The sequence below is a fragment of the Polaromonas sp. P4_F9 genome (assembly GCF_056401235.1).
The window spans coordinates 1-14200 of the sequence record NZ_JBFUJT010000029.1 but is presented as its reverse complement, the minus strand read 5'-3'; the positions used below and the strand labels follow the sequence as shown (position 1 = coordinate 14200).

Annotated in this window: 16 protein-coding genes; 6 read left to right on the top strand and 10 right to left on the bottom strand. The window is 56.0% G+C overall.

All coding sequences use genetic code 11. The features are described 5' to 3' along the window. From AC1DUB_RS21535 to AC1DUB_RS21525, 3 genes are all read right to left on the bottom strand, one after another. Positions 1-678 carry an amino acid ABC transporter permease gene (locus AC1DUB_RS21535; RefSeq protein WP_477731224.1) on the bottom strand — a complete coding sequence of 226 codons (678 nt, stop codon included), beginning with the start codon at positions 676-678 and terminating at the stop codon, positions 1-3. Between the two features lie 55 nt (positions 679-733). Then, positions 734-1576 carry an ABC transporter substrate-binding protein gene (locus AC1DUB_RS21530; RefSeq protein WP_477731223.1) on the bottom strand — a complete coding sequence of 281 codons (843 nt, stop codon included), beginning with the start codon at positions 1574-1576 and terminating at the stop codon, positions 734-736. Positions 1577-1832: 256 nt separating this feature from the next. Next, positions 1833-2798, bottom strand: coding sequence for a tripartite tricarboxylate transporter substrate binding protein (locus tag AC1DUB_RS21525; RefSeq protein ID WP_477731222.1), 966 nt, complete (start codon positions 2796-2798; stop codon positions 1833-1835). Between the two features lie 243 nt (positions 2799-3041). On the opposite strand from AC1DUB_RS21525, the gene AC1DUB_RS21520 reads away from it, so the two are divergent. The 6 genes from AC1DUB_RS21520 to AC1DUB_RS21495 are packed head-to-tail and all read left to right on the top strand — an operon-like array spanning position 3042 to position 7748. Beyond that, entirely contained in the window at positions 3042-4190 is a 1149-nt protein-coding gene (locus tag AC1DUB_RS21520) for a LacI family DNA-binding transcriptional regulator (protein WP_477731221.1), read from the top strand. A 59-nt stretch (positions 4191-4249) separates the two neighbouring features. Further along, entirely contained in the window at positions 4250-5029 is a 780-nt protein-coding gene (locus AC1DUB_RS21515) for an alpha/beta fold hydrolase (RefSeq protein ID WP_477731220.1), read from the top strand. Next, positions 5026-5865 (top strand): aspartate dehydrogenase, encoded by an 840-nt coding sequence (locus AC1DUB_RS21510; RefSeq protein WP_477731219.1) that lies wholly within the window; start codon positions 5026-5028, stop codon positions 5863-5865. Before AC1DUB_RS21515 ends, AC1DUB_RS21510 begins: the two co-directional genes overlap by 4 nt. After that, the gene (locus AC1DUB_RS21505) at positions 5862-6614 is read left to right on the top strand and encodes an SDR family oxidoreductase (RefSeq protein ID WP_477731218.1); all 753 of its coding nucleotides are present in this window, start codon (positions 5862-5864) and stop codon (positions 6612-6614) included. The genes AC1DUB_RS21510 and AC1DUB_RS21505 overlap by 4 nt, the downstream gene beginning before the upstream one ends. Positions 6615-6634: 20 nt before the next feature. Further along, on the top strand, positions 6635-7207 hold the full coding sequence (locus AC1DUB_RS21500) for an NIPSNAP family protein (protein ID WP_477731217.1): 573 nt from the start codon (positions 6635-6637) through the stop codon (positions 7205-7207). Between the two features lie 31 nt (positions 7208-7238). Continuing rightward, complete coding sequence (locus AC1DUB_RS21495; RefSeq protein ID WP_477731216.1) at positions 7239-7748, top strand: cupin domain-containing protein; 510 nt, start codon at positions 7239-7241, stop codon at positions 7746-7748. Between the two features lie 173 nt (positions 7749-7921). Here AC1DUB_RS21495 and AC1DUB_RS21490 read toward each other — a convergent pair whose 3' ends face one another. The 7 genes from AC1DUB_RS21490 to AC1DUB_RS21460 all read right to left on the bottom strand — a co-directional run bounded on the left by AC1DUB_RS21490 (position 7922) and on the right by AC1DUB_RS21460 (position 13910). Beyond that, complete coding sequence (locus AC1DUB_RS21490) at positions 7922-8134, bottom strand: hypothetical protein (RefSeq protein ID WP_477731215.1); 213 nt, start codon at positions 8132-8134, stop codon at positions 7922-7924. 290 nt (positions 8135-8424) lie between these two features. Further along, positions 8425-9501, bottom strand: coding sequence for a proline racemase family protein (locus AC1DUB_RS21485; protein ID WP_477731214.1), 1077 nt, complete (start codon positions 9499-9501; stop codon positions 8425-8427). Between the two features lie 13 nt (positions 9502-9514). Beyond that, entirely contained in the window at positions 9515-10774 is a 1260-nt protein-coding gene (locus tag AC1DUB_RS21480) for an NAD(P)/FAD-dependent oxidoreductase (protein WP_477731213.1), read from the bottom strand. 102 nt (positions 10775-10876) lie between these two features. After that, the gene (locus tag AC1DUB_RS21475) at positions 10877-11542 is read right to left on the bottom strand and encodes an amino acid ABC transporter permease (protein WP_477731212.1); all 666 of its coding nucleotides are present in this window, start codon (positions 11540-11542) and stop codon (positions 10877-10879) included. 13 nt (positions 11543-11555) lie between these two features. After that, complete coding sequence (locus tag AC1DUB_RS21470; RefSeq protein ID WP_477731211.1) at positions 11556-12224, bottom strand: amino acid ABC transporter permease; 669 nt, start codon at positions 12222-12224, stop codon at positions 11556-11558. An 8-nt stretch (positions 12225-12232) separates the two neighbouring features. After that, positions 12233-13012, bottom strand: coding sequence for an amino acid ABC transporter ATP-binding protein (locus AC1DUB_RS21465; RefSeq protein ID WP_477731210.1), 780 nt, complete (start codon positions 13010-13012; stop codon positions 12233-12235). Between the two features lie 61 nt (positions 13013-13073). Further along, the gene (locus tag AC1DUB_RS21460) at positions 13074-13910 is read right to left on the bottom strand and encodes a substrate-binding periplasmic protein (RefSeq protein WP_477731209.1); all 837 of its coding nucleotides are present in this window, start codon (positions 13908-13910) and stop codon (positions 13074-13076) included. Between the last annotated feature and the right edge of the window lie 290 nt (positions 13911-14200).

The window sequence follows — 14200 nt, the reverse complement described above, 5'->3', positions numbered from 1 at the left end:
TTACCCCTTGCCCACGAGGCGCCATGCCAATAAGCGTGCAACGAAAGTGATCAACTTCGAGATTACGTAATACATAGCGGCCGCAACGATGAAAAATTCGAAGGTGCGAAATGACTCCGACTGGGCCGATTGGGTCGCACCGGTCAACTCTCGCACGCCAATGATCGAACCCAGCGAAGTGTTGAGCAGCGCCCAATTGAGCTGATTGATGAAAGGAAAGAACACTAAAACGAAGACCTGCGGAAAGATAACGTGCATGTAAGCACGCGGAGCAGACATGCCGAGCGAGCGAGCGGCGGCCATTTGCGTGGGTGCCACCGAGGTAAGCCCGCCGCGAAAGATTTCCGCCAAGTAGCCAGCATTGTTAAAAGTGACCGCCGCCAGCAAGGCTACAAAGCTCGGAATGTCTATGCCGACGGCACCCAGACCGAAATAGGCCATGTAGATTTGGAACAAGGCAGGCGTGTTGCGCGACACTTCGACCCAAGCAGTGGCGAAGTGGTAACCGGCACCAGCGCCCCGCCGCATCAAGGCGAGCGGGAGCGCAATGCAGGTGCCCATCAGCATGGACAAAGCGGTCGTTTCGATGGTGAGCAATGCTCCATCCAGTAGAACTGGCCATTTGTCCCAGACAACCGACCAGTAGAAGGTGTAGTCGAGCATAGTGCGATCATTCATTTGAGACGCTTCGCCGACAGACACAAGTCTGCCGTGTCCTAAGCGTGAGGGTTCTTCAGAAGCTGCCTTCGGCGTTTAGAGATGGCGCTTTACTGTCGCCAAAGTAGGTGGTGTAAAGCTCCTTGTAGCGGCCTGTGCGGACCTGATTCCAAATAAAAACATTCACCCATCGCAGCAGATCGGTATCGGACTTGCGTACGGCGATGCCCGCAATATCGGCCGGCGTCGGAGCGGCCCCCCTGATCACCAGGCTAGGAAACTGGCCACTTTTTAGCAAGGCACCAGCAGTTCCTGCTTGCACGATCAAGCCATCAATTTTTTTCTGCGACAGCGCCAGGTAGCTCTCAGATTCATTCCCGTATCCAATATATTTTCCTTTCGGGTCTTTCCAGCGGTCGAAACTGGCGCGTAGCTCCTGCTCGGTCGTGGTTCCGGTGACACCACCGATCGAGCGACCTTTCAGGTCATCGAATTTCTGGATGCCGGAATCTTTGGTTGTCAGGACGACGTTAATAAAGCTCGCATACGGCTGCGAAAACGCGACCGTCAAGGCGCGCTGCGGCGTGATTGAAGTGCCCGCGACGAGCACGTCGATGCGGTTCGACACGAGCGCCGGGATGCGCTCTCCGGATGGCGTTTCGATGATCTGAGCGGTAACGCCCAACGACTTTGCCATGTCCTTGCAATAGGCAACGTCGTAGCCGTCTGGCTCGTTTTGCGGCGTGCGGAAGCCCAGGGGCGGTTGGTCGAGCTGGACGCCGCATCGCAAGGTCTTCGATGCGAGTACCTTATCCAGCGTCGACGTAGTTTGGGCCCATATTGGCCCCACCAGAACGCAGCCTGCAGCTAGCGCAGATAGCATGCGAGCCAGTGAAGATTTTAGAGATTTCAGCTTCATGATATTTCCTTCAAAGTTGGACTCATTTTCAATTGCCCAGAGATAGGGCAATGGGTTTCAAAGTAATCGCATTGATGCGTTTGCGCTCTTCTCCCGCCTGATTTAGACAAGCGGCTTCGCGGTCGCTGCGGTGCCTTCAACAGGTTCCTCGGCAAGCTTGATGGACTACCCGAGCTTGAACACCCGAGTCGGCCTCCACTGTTGCACGATGTTCTTTCAGCCCCTGAGGCGCGGGCTGACACCGCTTTCACGGACCTCATTCCTTAAGTTTGAGCGCAGGTATTAGCTTTTTGTAAACCTCGCTTTGCGCGGCCATGGCGGCTTGGAACTCGGAGGCATCCGCATAAGAGTAGGTAAGGTTTTGTTTTTGCAGGGTTTCTTTGAACGTCGGTTCGGCGGCCACCTTTGACGCTACGTCGCGCAGCTTGTCGACGATTTCCTGTGGGGTGCCCTTGGCAACAGCGACGCCACGCCAAACATTGGAGGTCATGTTGATACTCCGCTCTTTCAGCGTCGGTACGTTCGGCAAGCCTGGAAGTCTCTTGTCAGCCATGACCGCCAAAGTACGCAGTTTTCCGCTTTCTACGTGCGCCTTGAGTTCGCCGTAGGCCACCGTGGTCGCGTCGACTTGTCCACCCACCAAGCCGAGAATCGCTGGGGAAGATCCGAGGTAGGGCACATGGTTAAAGGTAATTCCCAGTTTGTCTCCTAGAGACGCTGCCGCGAGGTGGGGCATGGAGCCATTGCCGGCGTTCGCTACCGTCACTTTGCCGGGATTGGCTTTCGAGTAACCGAGGAACTCTTCGACGGTCTTCCAGGGCGAATCAGCTCGCACGGTGATCGACGATGGATCAGAAGTGAACCTTGCAATTGGCTGAAAGTCTTCGTAGCTGACCTTGCTGATGCCCATGAGCGGGATCGTTAGCAACTCGGCAAAGACCATTGTCATCTTGTAGCCGTCTGGCGCCCCGGTGGCAACGTACGACAATCCGATTGATCCGCTGGCTCCCGCTTTGTTGCTGACGATGATCGGCTGGGACAAATAAGGACGTGCCGCCTCGGCAAACGCGCGTGCCATGGAATCTGTGCCGCCACCGGGCTGAAACGAGACAACCAGCTCTATCGGCCTTGACGGATATGAGGTTTCGGCTTGAATTACAGGGGAGGTCAATGCGACCGAACCCAGCAGTGCCAAGGGGAGAATAGTCTTCATGGAAATCATGTGGGCTCCAAATAATAGAGGTGAGAAGATTTGCGCAAAAGTAATCGATTACATTTTTAGCGCCAGCATAGTCGGAAATTTTCGGCTCACACGTGCTATGTAATCAATTACATTGTCAGTGGAATTTTTCCGGCAGACATTAGTGCAAACCCTTGCAGGGCGCTTCCTTTAAGCAGGTTGCGCGCCAGTAATCAGCTTGTTTGGTTGGGTATGCACCTCCCTGGCTGCACTTTATTCGGGCCAATGAGCCATTCTGGTGCATCTTTTATCGCCGAGGCTCTTCTTTGGGTTTTGGGTTCAAGACACTTAACCGATTACATTAAAGCAATGAAATCTGCAAGCAACCTAGAGTCCACGCACTCCGAGAAAAGCAGACCAGCCAATGTTAAAGACGTAGCGAGGGCCGCGGGAGTGTCGGTCGCTACCGTCTCGCGGGCTTTCAATCTGCCGACGGCCGTAAGTGATGACGCCCGGCAACTTGTGCTGGAGGCGGCCACTCGGCTCGGATACCGTCCCAATCCAGCCGCAAAAGCGCTTCGCTCGCAGCGCTCATTTATGGTGGGCGCAATATTTCCCACCACGGATTATGGTCTGTACGCTCGTGTCCTTTCCAGTTTTCAACGGCGCATGAGCCAGGCCGGATATCTATCCGTGCTGCTTGAAGTAGGCTTTGACAACTCTCATATCTTTGACCCCGTGAAGCAACTGGTGGATCGTGGAGTCGAGGCTTTAATGATTGTGGGCCGGATCGATGATCACCGGCTTCTCGCCTATCTTTTGGATAAACGGATCCCCGTTGTTTGCACTTATTCGGCCCTTGAAGATGCGCCATTCCCATCTGTCGGGATAGACAACTATGCAGCGACGACCAAAGTGATGGATCATCTTTTGACTCTTGGACATCGGGAGTTTGCCATGCTGTCAGGGCCGATTCAGGGGAATGATCGACAGCAGGCTCGTCGCCGGGCATTTCAAGACGCACTACTTCGCGCCGGCATCAAAGGCGAGCCACGCATCTTTGAGCATGCCCAAAGCTATTCGCTTCAGTATGGCGTTGCGGCTTTCAGGACGTTGGTACAGCAGCACCCCGAAGTCACGGCCGTCGTCTGTAACGGCGATAGCTACGGTATGGCAGCGCTGCTGGAAGCCAACCGCATGGGCATCCAAGTCCCTCAACAAATGTCAATAACAGGCTTCGATGACCAAGAGTTTGCCGCCCTCCTCAACCCACCCCTCACCACGATATCCGTGAACGCAGACGCCATGGGCGACGGCGCCGCGCAGACCTTGCTAAAAGCCTTGGAACACGGAAAAACAGGTGGAGGCCAACGCCTGGACGCCACGCTGATAATTCGCGAATCCACAGGCAAAGCGCCGAAAAACCAACGTTAAGAGCAGACTTTTTCCGACAGGGCTTGCGGCGCGATTTGTAATCGATTACATTTCATTCCATGGCAAGTTCTTCAAATTCGTCATTGGCTTACCGGGAAATGGGCTCAGGGCCCATGGTTGTCCTCATCCCGGGCTTGGCAGGTCTCGGGAGGTTTTGGGAGCCAGTGATGACCCATATGGCGATGCGTCATCGGCTGATTGCGATCGACCATCCAGGCATTGGTGCGTCACCCCCCTGTGGCCCGCAGTCAATCCCGACGATCGTCGAACAGGTCGCTCATCTAATGGATGAGTTTGGCATCGAGCAGTTCAGTGTCGTGGGCCATTCGACAGGGGGACTGGTCGCTCAGGCGCTAGCCCTCGATCACGCCACCCGAATTAACAGAGTGGTGCTAAGTAGCACTTGGGCAAAGCCGGATCTCCGATTCCGTGATCTGTTCAGGCTACGCCAGCAGGTTCTACGTCATGCCGGTTCTGAAGCCTACGTAATGCTGGGTCAGCTTTTGGCTTTCCCGTCGGACTGGTACGAAACAAACATGGCGAAAAGCGATGCGCCAGCGTTCAATCGGCTGAGTGGCTTGAATGTTTCGTTGGCTCTCGAGCGGATTGACATGCTTTTGGGCTATCAACGAGCAGAAGAATTGCATCGAATCAAACAACCCACACTGGTCGTCGGGGCTAAGGACGACAACATTGTTCCCTTCTCGCATTCCGAAGACCTGGCTTCCCGCATTTCGCAGGCACAGCTCGCGGAATTATCCGGTGGACATTTCTCGTCGACCACACGTACGGCCGACTATGTCCGCTTGGTCGCGGCATTCCTCGGAGACTCCCTTTGAAAAAAACCACCACTGTCTCGCGCATCGCGGTACTCGGCATCGGCGCCATCGGACGGCGCGTACTCACCAGCCTGCAGGGCTCCCTGGTGCCTGATGCGAGTTACGCCGCATTTGATCGCCCCGAAGCACCGAGCAACGCCGATGCTTGGCCGACGGTATCCCACTTTTCGGACGTGACCGATTTGATCAACTGGCACCCCCAACTCGCTATCGAATGCGCGGGACATGGAGTCGTGTCGTCCATTGTTCCGCAACTGTTATCTGCAGGGGTCGATGTGATGGTCGTCTCAATCGGTGCACTGGTAGACGAGGAACTTCGGCATCGCCTTGAAAGCGCATCTTTAAAAGGGGGCTCAAGGTTGTTGACTGTCTCGGGCGCTATCGGCGGGCTTGACGCGCTGGACGCTGCACGAAGCGCCGGTCTTGATACCGTGGTTTACACCGGTCGAAAGCCACCTGGAGCCTGGCGTGGGACGCCCGCAGACGGCCTTTTCAACCTTGACAGCATCAGAGCGCCTACAGAGATTTTCCGTGGATCTGCCGGCGAGGCCGCCCGGCTGTATCCCAAGAACGCAAATGTCACAGCTGCCGTGGCATTGGCTGGTATTGGATTCGATCAAACAGATGTATGTCTCATCGCGGATCCCGGCATCGAGCAAAACGTACATGAACTCGACGTTCACGGTCCTTTCGGTCGCTTCAGCATACGGCTCGAGAACAAGCCTCTTCCAGATAACCCGAAGACTTCCTGGCTTGCCGCACTCAGCATCGAGTCTGCGCTTCGGAAGCATTTACGCATTTCGTTCAACACAACTCAACCTACGGATTCACCATGAGACTAGCCAACAAAATTGCTCTTATCACAGGCGCCGCAGCCGGTATCGGTGCCGCGACTGCTGAACTATTCATCAAGGAAGGTGCCAAGGTCGTGGTGGCTGACCGCGACATCGAAAAAGCACGCGACACGGCCAAAAAGCTTGGTGATAACGCATTTGCAGTCGCAGCCGACGTGTCTAAATCTGCCGAAGTCAAGGCCATGGTGGAGGCCACGGTCAACCATTTTGGCGGCCTGGACATCCTCGTCAACAACGCGGGCTACGGATGCCTCGGCACGGTCGTATCGCTTGAAGAAAAGGAATGGGATGATCTAATGGACGTCAATCTCAAAGGCGTCTTTCTCTGTTCAAAGTACGCCGTCCCTGAGTTGGCGAAACGCGGAAAATCCGCCATTGTCAATCTGGCTTCAACGATATCCGTCGTCGGCATCAAGGACCGCGCAGCCTACGTCGCCGCGAAGGGCGGTGTTGCCGCCTTAACCCGTGCCATGGCACTGGATCACTCGGCACAGGGGATTCGTGTCAATAGCGTAGCCCCTGGTGTCATCGCTTCAAGCTACTACGATCGCATGTTCGAGCAGGTACCTGATCCGGTGGCATTCAAGAGGGGCCTCGAAGCTCGTTCGCCAATCAATCGCATGGGTACGCCCAATGAGATTGCCACGATGATTTTGTGGCTGGCATCCGAAGAGGCTTCGTTCGCCACCGGTGCCATGTTCACCGTGGACGGCGGCTACACGGCCTGGTAATTAAAAGGCCGGACCGAATAATGATTCATGAGCTTCGCGAATACCGCTTTAGGCGGGAGGACTGGCCAACATATCAGATTCTCTTTGAGGAAAAGGGGATGTCTGCTCGTCGCAATCAATTTGGTCGCCTTCTAGCTGCTTGGGATTGCGAGGCCGAAGACAACTTGATTGGTTTTATTCATCTTTGGGCCTACGAGTCTCTGGATACGAGAGCCGCGGCGCGAAATTTCCTAGGAAGGATTCCCGCCTGGATAGATCAATTCATCATTCCTGCACGTCCGCTGATTCGGGCCCAGACGTTGAGCGTTTTGAACCCAGTTGGGAGCTGTGGGGCGTTGAAGCCTTCAGCCTGCCGCCTAAGCTATCTGCATCGATACCGCTGCGCTGTCGGCTATTCCCCCGTACTCGCCGAACAGCTCAATACTGCTAGCAACGCCAGTTGGACAACAGAATTTTCGGATCCGAACGAGGTGGCCTGTCTTACTGACGACGCGGATCCACTCGGATTGCTATCCGCAGGAAATCAGACTTCCGCAAATATTCTTTCCTCTCGGAGCATCAGACTTAACCCTATCAACAGCAAGTGGCTTTAATGCCCACAGCAATTTACAGACGAGGAACCCCATGAGCGATTCTCAACCCCTTAGCTTTGATGCCCCCAATGGCCAGTCTGCAGTTATTGCAGAAAACACGTCAAAGAGCTATTGGCAGCCTCAACCAGCCAATGGATACGCGGAAGTCATCCTCTCGCCGCAAAACATTCGCTCTGTTCACAGATTTTCTTGCGGTACCCAAATGCTTCCACCGGGTGGCAAAGTCCGGCTTCACGCACATGATCGTAGCGAGGAAGTTCTCTACGTGCTAGAAGGCCAAGGTGCGGCTGAAGTAAACGGAAAAAGCTACCGCATGGCGCCCAACACGACGCTTTATCTTGGGCACAACCAGACGCACACTTTTGTCAACGATGGGACGACGGAGTTAAAATGGGTCTGGTTTTTCATGCCGGGAGGACTTGAAGATTTCTTCCAAGGAATCGGAAAACCACGTGAGGTGGGCCAGCCGACGCCGGAGCCATTTGCACGTCCGGAGGACGTTAAGGCAATTGAAGCTGCGACAGTTTTCGCCAAGAGCTAACACCGCACCGAGCAAGCGCGGGAGCTTGTAATGCACATTGACCGCCGTGGCCATGGCGCTGTGCGCCAGGCCGCTTTGGCTGTCCTCCCCGATGTGCAGCTATGCGGTAATGCTGCACGTACGGATCTGTGCGGAGGGCGGGGGGTAACCCCCGTCCCTACCACAACCGTTTTTTACATGAATCCCTGCCAATCCTTCTGCACGTTGGCCGTATGGCGCAGCCGCAGCAGATACAGTTGATTGCGAACGTCAAGCTCCAGCAGGATGCCCTCGTTGCCAATAGCCCGAGTCACTTCGAACACGCCGGTGGCGGCCAAAAACTCGGCGAAGAACACCAATTGGCTGTGCCGCGTGACTGCGACACCCGCGTCCCAGCGCACATGCATGCGCCAACCCAGTCCACCACCGGCGCCTGATCGCCGCCTATTTCGGCCTTGGCATGGGCCACCATTCGTTTGCGTTTGCTCTCACCCATGGGGGGTGTGCCAAATCCGTGCAAACCCGCGCCAAGTCTCACCAGCGGCTATTTACCAGTAGTGAACTTCTGTTTTTTGGCTGATGGGTCTTGCGCCCAGCCTGGCCAAGAACTGGACAATGGCACAGCCGATTTCTCACGACGCGCCAGCGACCAACATCATCTGATTGGCCAGCGGCAGATTTTCATTTGACATGGCGTTCACTTTTTTTGCGTTGCTTCAATGTCCGGGCCCCAGGCGTCCGACAGGGCAAAGCCTGTCTTGAATGGATCGGCAGGATCCACGCGAAGTTCTTCGACGCCATAAATCCATCCCTTGCCGGTGATTCGGGGCAGCACCGCTGGCCGTCCACCCACGGACGTGATATCAAGCACTTGCGCCTTGAACTCTCCCCCGATGATGGAGCGGGTCACGCGCGTATCCCCTGCTTGAACAAGACCACGGGCATGCAGGATGGCCAGGTATGCCGAGCTTCCTGTGCCACATGGCGAGCGGTCCACGCGCCCAGGCTTAAGGGTCGTGCAGGTTCGGACACTGCCGTCCGGTTCCATATCTGCGAACATCACGTAGGCAATGCTGTTGATGCTCGGAATTTCCGGGTGTTGCACCTTTACCGTCTCGGCCAACATATCGGCCAGGGCGATGCCCGCTTCGGCCAGCGCTCGCGTATTTTCGGGTGTGATGCTCAGATTCAACTGCTTGACATCGATCACGGCGTAGTACACCCCGCCGAAGGCAATATCCACCCGGATGGGCCCCCACTTAGGGGTGTCCACCACCTGATCCAGCAGCTCGACGAAGGCCGGGACGTTGTCCAGGCTGACAGATAGGCATCGTCCATTTTCACAACGGGCATGCACCGTGATCAGCCCGGCCGCGGTATCCAGGCGCACCACGGTCTGCGGCTCCTGCATGGGCACGCGGCCGGTTTCCAGCAGCGCAGTGACCACACAAATGGTATTGCTGCCAGACATGGGATGCGCCCGGTCCGATTGCAGAATAATGAAGCCCGCATCGGCATCAGGCCTGGTCGGCGGCAGCAACAGGTTCACGGACATCTGAACGCATGCACGTGGCTCCAGGGTCACAAAACGACGCAAGGAGTCATCCACATTGTTGATATAGTCCATTTTGTCGGCCACCGACTCCCCTGGAATTTCTGGGGCACCGCCGAAAATAACCTTTCCGATTTCGCCTTGGCAGTGCACCTGGACAAGCTTGATGGAGTCCGTCCAATGTAGGTTGAGATTGCTGTTCATTTGTTTTAGCGTTTCCATGGTCAGTTAGCTTTCAAAATCTATCCAAGCGATAGGGGTGCATGTCAATTGGGGTGGGCTGACCCGTCACCATGTCCGCCATGAGCCGCGCGGTGGTGGCCGCAAAGGTCAGGCCCAGATGACCGTGTCCAGTGGCGACATAAACACCTCGGGTTGTTTTTGACGGTCCTATGACAGGTACCGTATCGGGCAAGGCGGGTCTGTGGCCCATCCATTCGGAGATCTTCTCGGACTGGAGTCCGGGTAGGGCCTGCTGAGCGTGTCTGACCAGGACCTTGGCTCGTCGGTAGTCGGGCGCCGCCTCCAGGCCGGCCATCTCTACGGTCCCGCCGACGCGGATGCCACCTGCTGTCGGTGTCACCATGAAGGCCTTGGCGGGCCAAATGATGGAGTGACGCATTTCGATGCCAGGCGCCATGATCTGGGTGTGGTAGCCACGCTCGGTCTCCAGAGGAATGAAGTCCCCGATCGATCGGCACAACGCGCCGGTACGGGCACCGGCACACAATACGACTTGTGACACCTCCAGACGCTGACCAAGCGTGGTTTGGATATGGGTTACTGCAGCGTCGCTGCGTTCGAGCGATTGCACATGGCTCTGCACAAATTGCCCGCCCATGGTCATGAAGCGATCGAAGAGCGCTTTGACCAGCAGATGGGGGTTGCTGATATTCCGGTTCTGGGGAAACAAAACCGCGTATTCGATTTTTTCCGATAAGGCTGGCTCCAGCTGCCGGATGTCCGACCCGCTAAGCAACCGATTCGCAAAACCGAAACGTTGTATCACCTCCAGGTGCTCCCGGTCGGCATCCAACTCCGCACGGTTGGCGTACAGACTGAGGCAACCATCTTGGCTCAGCATGTGGGAAAGACCCGCGGACTCCAGCATGGGCATGAGGTCTTCGTATACGCGATTGCACAGGGCCGCACCCTGGGCCTCGAGCTCCCGCACTTTGCCCGGGCGGCTGGCCATTAAAAAGCGTAAGAACCAGGGGATGAGTTTGGGCAGGTAGCCCGGGCGCACCCGCACGGGCCCTTCAGGATCCAGCAGCCAGCCAGGAATACGGGCCCAGACGGAAGGTCTCGAGGCCGGCATGAACTCCGTGAGGCCGATGTTCGCCATGTTCCCATAGGAGGCCCCCATGCCGGGCGGATTTCCGTCCACCAAGAGGACGGATTTCCCCCTCCGCTTGAGTTCGTAAGCCATGCTCACACCTATGATGCCGGCGCCTACAACGGCTATTGGTGCAGCGCCGTTTCCACTTGTGTTCACTTGATTTCCTTCCTAATCTGTCATCTCAAACGCTGCGGTGACGACGCAGAGGATTTCGCTCGTGGTTTTTCTTTTTAAGGAAATGGGTAGAAATTGAAAAAGTCACACAGCGAGCTTGGTCAGCATCCGGCGCTCGATCCGAGTGACAGCCCGGGTCAGGGGAAACGCAATGACAAAGTAAATCACCGCGACCGCGGTCAGCAGTTCCACCGGATGGGCCGTGTTGTTAGAAATGTTCTGTCCGACATACATGAGGTCTGCCAGGCCCACCGCTGACACCAGGGCACTTTCCTTGAACAGGCTCACACAGTTGGACAACAACACCGGCGCGGCGCGCAACAGGGCTTGGGGCAACACAACACTGATGGTCTGCGTCCACCGGGAAAGGCCCAGTGCGACACAGGCGTCATATTGTTCCTTGCCGATCATCTTGAGCGATGCCCGGAAGGTTTCACTGCTGATCGCCCCCATGTAGAGGGTCAGGGTCAGCACGCCGGACGTCRGATTGCTGAGTTCGACCTTCAAAAGCAATGGGAGGCAGAAAAACACCCAGAACAGCTGAATGAGGACGGGTGTCCCGCGGAAAAATTCCACGTAGACGCTGGCGATCGTGCGAGCGATCCGGCTCTTCGAACTCCTTGCCAGTCCGGTGATGAACCCCAAGGTACATCCCAACACGATGCAGATCAACGTGAGCTGAACGGTGAGCAAGAGGCCTGTGGCGAGGGCTTCCTTGAAACGGAAGACGACCGAGAAATCAAGTTCCATGATTAGTTCCAGTTCAGCCGGTCATTGATTCGCGGCGCCGGGTGTAGTACTCCACGGCTTGCGTAATGGGAAAGGAGACCAAAAAGTAAATGACGGCTACCAAGGTGAAGGTCTCGATTGGTCTGTACGTTTGCGTCGCCAAGGATTTCCCGGCGTACATCAGGTCCTGGATGGCGACGATGGCCACCAGCGAGGATTGCTGGAAAATCACAACCGCATTGGTCGCCAGCACCGGTATCGACGATCTGATGGCAGTCGGCAGGACGATGCATCTGATCCGCTGCCAATGGTTGAGGCCCAGTGCGACGCCGGCATCCAGCTGTTCGCGGGGAACCGACTGAATGGATGCCCGATAAGCCTCCGCGTTGAAGGCGGCGACGTTGCACCCGAGCGCCAGTATCCCCATGGTGATCGCGTCGAGATAAACGTCGAAAATAATCGGCACGCAGTAAAAGAACCAGATCAGCTGCACGATGGCCGGCGTGCACCTGAAAAATTCGATGAACAGCATGCTCGGAAAACGAACGATCGCCCACTTGCTCAAAACCATCAGCGCAAGTGCGAATCCGAAGGTCAGCCCGATGATGTTGGCGGCCGCCGTCAGCTGCAGGGAAATGATCAACCCGTTGACCAGGGGATCCATGTCCCTGAACACCGAGAAAAAGTCGAATCTGTATTCCATGTCTTGCCTCAATGGCTCAGGTGGAAAACACGGTTCAGAAACTCGACTGTGCGCTCCTCCTTGGAGTTGCCCAAAACCTGTTCTGGTGGGCCGTCTTCGACCACCTCGCCGCCGGCGCAGAAGATCACCCGAGAAGCAATGTTTTTAGCGAACCACATGTCGTGCGTCACGATCATCATGGGCATGTCTTGCTTTGCTAGTTGCAAAATCACCTGTTCCACCTCGCCGACCAACTCAGGATCGAGCGCGGAGGTCACTTCATCAAACAGCATGAGCTTCGGGTCCAGCATCAGAGCGCGCGCGATTGCCACGCGCTGCTTTTGGCCGCCCGAAAGTTGTGAGGGATAGGCGTTTACCTTGTTGCCTAGACCGAACCTGGTCAGCAGATCCTTGGCCCGATCCGACGCCGATTTTTTCGACTCTCCTTTGACTTTGCAAGGCGCAAGAATCATATTTTCCAGAACACTCAGATGTGGGAATAGCGTGTAGTGCTGGAACACCATCCCGATTTTCCGGCGTGTTTTCAGTTCGATATTCGTCGGCTTGCCGCTGCCGTCGGCGCTGATGTAAGGCTTGCCGTCAAAGGTGATGCTGCCGCGATCGATTTGCTCCAGGCCCATCATCACGCGCAGCAAGGTGCTTTTGCCGCCACCGCTCGGACCGATGATGACGAGGCGCTCTCCTGCCCGCATTTCGATGTTCAGGCCTTTGAGTACCTGGATGTTCGGTCCGTAGTTCTTGTAAAGGCCCAACACGGAAACGAGGGCTGATGAAGTTTGCATGGTCATCGTGATGTATTGCGGTTTTTAAGTCTGCGCTGCCCTGGCTTGCGCCAGGGCATAGGAAAAATTACTTGGAAGCCTTCATCAGCTCGCCCACAGCTTTCTTGATGTAACCATCGACAGCACCAGTGGCGATCTTTTCCTCGACAAAGATGTTCACGGCTTCGATGTCGCTGTAGCTCAGCTGCTTTGGCAGGCCGAAGGCCACGCCTTGCTTGGTCAGCGCTGGCTTAGGGTTGAACGCCACGGCCCAATCCGGGTTGCTCTGCACGAGCAGCAGATTGCTGTCATCGGCATCGACCACCATGTCCGCACGTTTTGCAGTCAGTGCCAGACGTGTTTCGTCATTGGTGGGCAGGCGCAAGATGGTGGCCTTGGTCACAGCGCCGGTGAGGGCCTTTTCTTGCGCGCTACCGGACATGACGGCAAGGGTCACACCGGGCTTGTCGATGTCGGCAACGGACTTCAGTGAAGCGGGGATCTTCTTGTTGGTCTTGTTGTAGACGAAGGTGATTTCGGTCTGCACGACCGCGACAGAAAAGTTGATGGCCATGGCCCGGAGTGGTGTGCGGTTGAGACCCATTGCCATGTCCCACTTGCCGGATTGAAGTCCCGCCACAATGTTGTCCCACGTCGTATCGACAAACTGGGGCTTGACTTTCAACACCGCAGCAAAGTCCTTGCACATATCGGCGAAGAAGCCCGAATACTCACCGGTAGCGGGGTTGCGGATCACATACGGTGGCGCCACCGCTGCGCCACAACGCAGGACGCCAGCTTTCTGCACACCTTGCCAGTAGCTTTCACTGGTTTGCGCGGATGTAGATACGGAGGTCAAAGCCACAAAGCTCAATGCCAATACAGGCAAAACTTTGCTCAGCAGTTGGGGCAACTTCAGGTGCATTTTAAATCTCCAGGTCGAGGCGCTTTGTTACGCCATGGTTGGTAAAAACGGAACCGATTTCAGGCGCGCAGCGCGTCCAGCTGAGGCCAGAGGAAAAGTTCGACATAGATATCCTTGGTGATGTAAGGGAAATGCCGGCGTTTTCCAGCGCAGGCAATGGGGAGTCTACCAAACTTACTTGCATGTAAGCAAGTATTTGTGGTCAACTGTTTCATGGGGATAAACCCGAATGGTCTAATCGGGAGCCGTCAAGTCTTGTCTTGCACCCATGCGGTTCGTATCCATGCCGC

Excerpts from the sequence above, each read along its gene's own strand:
- AC1DUB_RS21535 (WP_477731224.1), bottom strand. The coding sequence starts at position 678 with ATGAATGATCGCACTATGCTCGACTACACCTTCTACTGGTCGGTTGTC.
- AC1DUB_RS21530 (WP_477731223.1), bottom strand. The coding sequence starts at position 1,576 with ATGAAGCTGAAATCTCTAAAATCTTCACTGGCTCGCATGCTATCTGCG.
- AC1DUB_RS21525 (WP_477731222.1), bottom strand. The coding sequence starts at position 2,798 with ATGATTTCCATGAAGACTATTCTCCCCTTGGCACTGCTGGGTTCGGTC.
- AC1DUB_RS21520 (WP_477731221.1), top strand. The coding sequence starts at position 3,042 with ATGAGCCATTCTGGTGCATCTTTTATCGCCGAGGCTCTTCTTTGGGTT.
- AC1DUB_RS21515 (WP_477731220.1), top strand. The coding sequence starts at position 4,250 with ATGGCAAGTTCTTCAAATTCGTCATTGGCTTACCGGGAAATGGGCTCA.
- AC1DUB_RS21505 (WP_477731218.1), top strand. The coding sequence starts at position 5,862 with ATGAGACTAGCCAACAAAATTGCTCTTATCACAGGCGCCGCAGCCGGT.
- AC1DUB_RS21500 (WP_477731217.1), top strand. The coding sequence starts at position 6,635 with ATGATTCATGAGCTTCGCGAATACCGCTTTAGGCGGGAGGACTGGCCA.
- AC1DUB_RS21495 (WP_477731216.1), top strand. The coding sequence starts at position 7,239 with ATGAGCGATTCTCAACCCCTTAGCTTTGATGCCCCCAATGGCCAGTCT.
- AC1DUB_RS21490 (WP_477731215.1), bottom strand. The coding sequence starts at position 8,134 with ATGCATGTGCGCTGGGACGCGGGTGTCGCAGTCACGCGGCACAGCCAA.
- AC1DUB_RS21485 (WP_477731214.1), bottom strand. The coding sequence starts at position 9,501 with ATGGAAACGCTAAAACAAATGAACAGCAATCTCAACCTACATTGGACG.
- AC1DUB_RS21470 (WP_477731211.1), bottom strand. The coding sequence starts at position 12,224 with ATGGAATACAGATTCGACTTTTTCTCGGTGTTCAGGGACATGGATCCC.
- AC1DUB_RS21465 (WP_477731210.1), bottom strand. The coding sequence starts at position 13,012 with ATGACCATGCAAACTTCATCAGCCCTCGTTTCCGTGTTGGGCCTTTAC.
- AC1DUB_RS21460 (WP_477731209.1), bottom strand. The coding sequence starts at position 13,910 with ATGCACCTGAAGTTGCCCCAACTGCTGAGCAAAGTTTTGCCTGTATTG.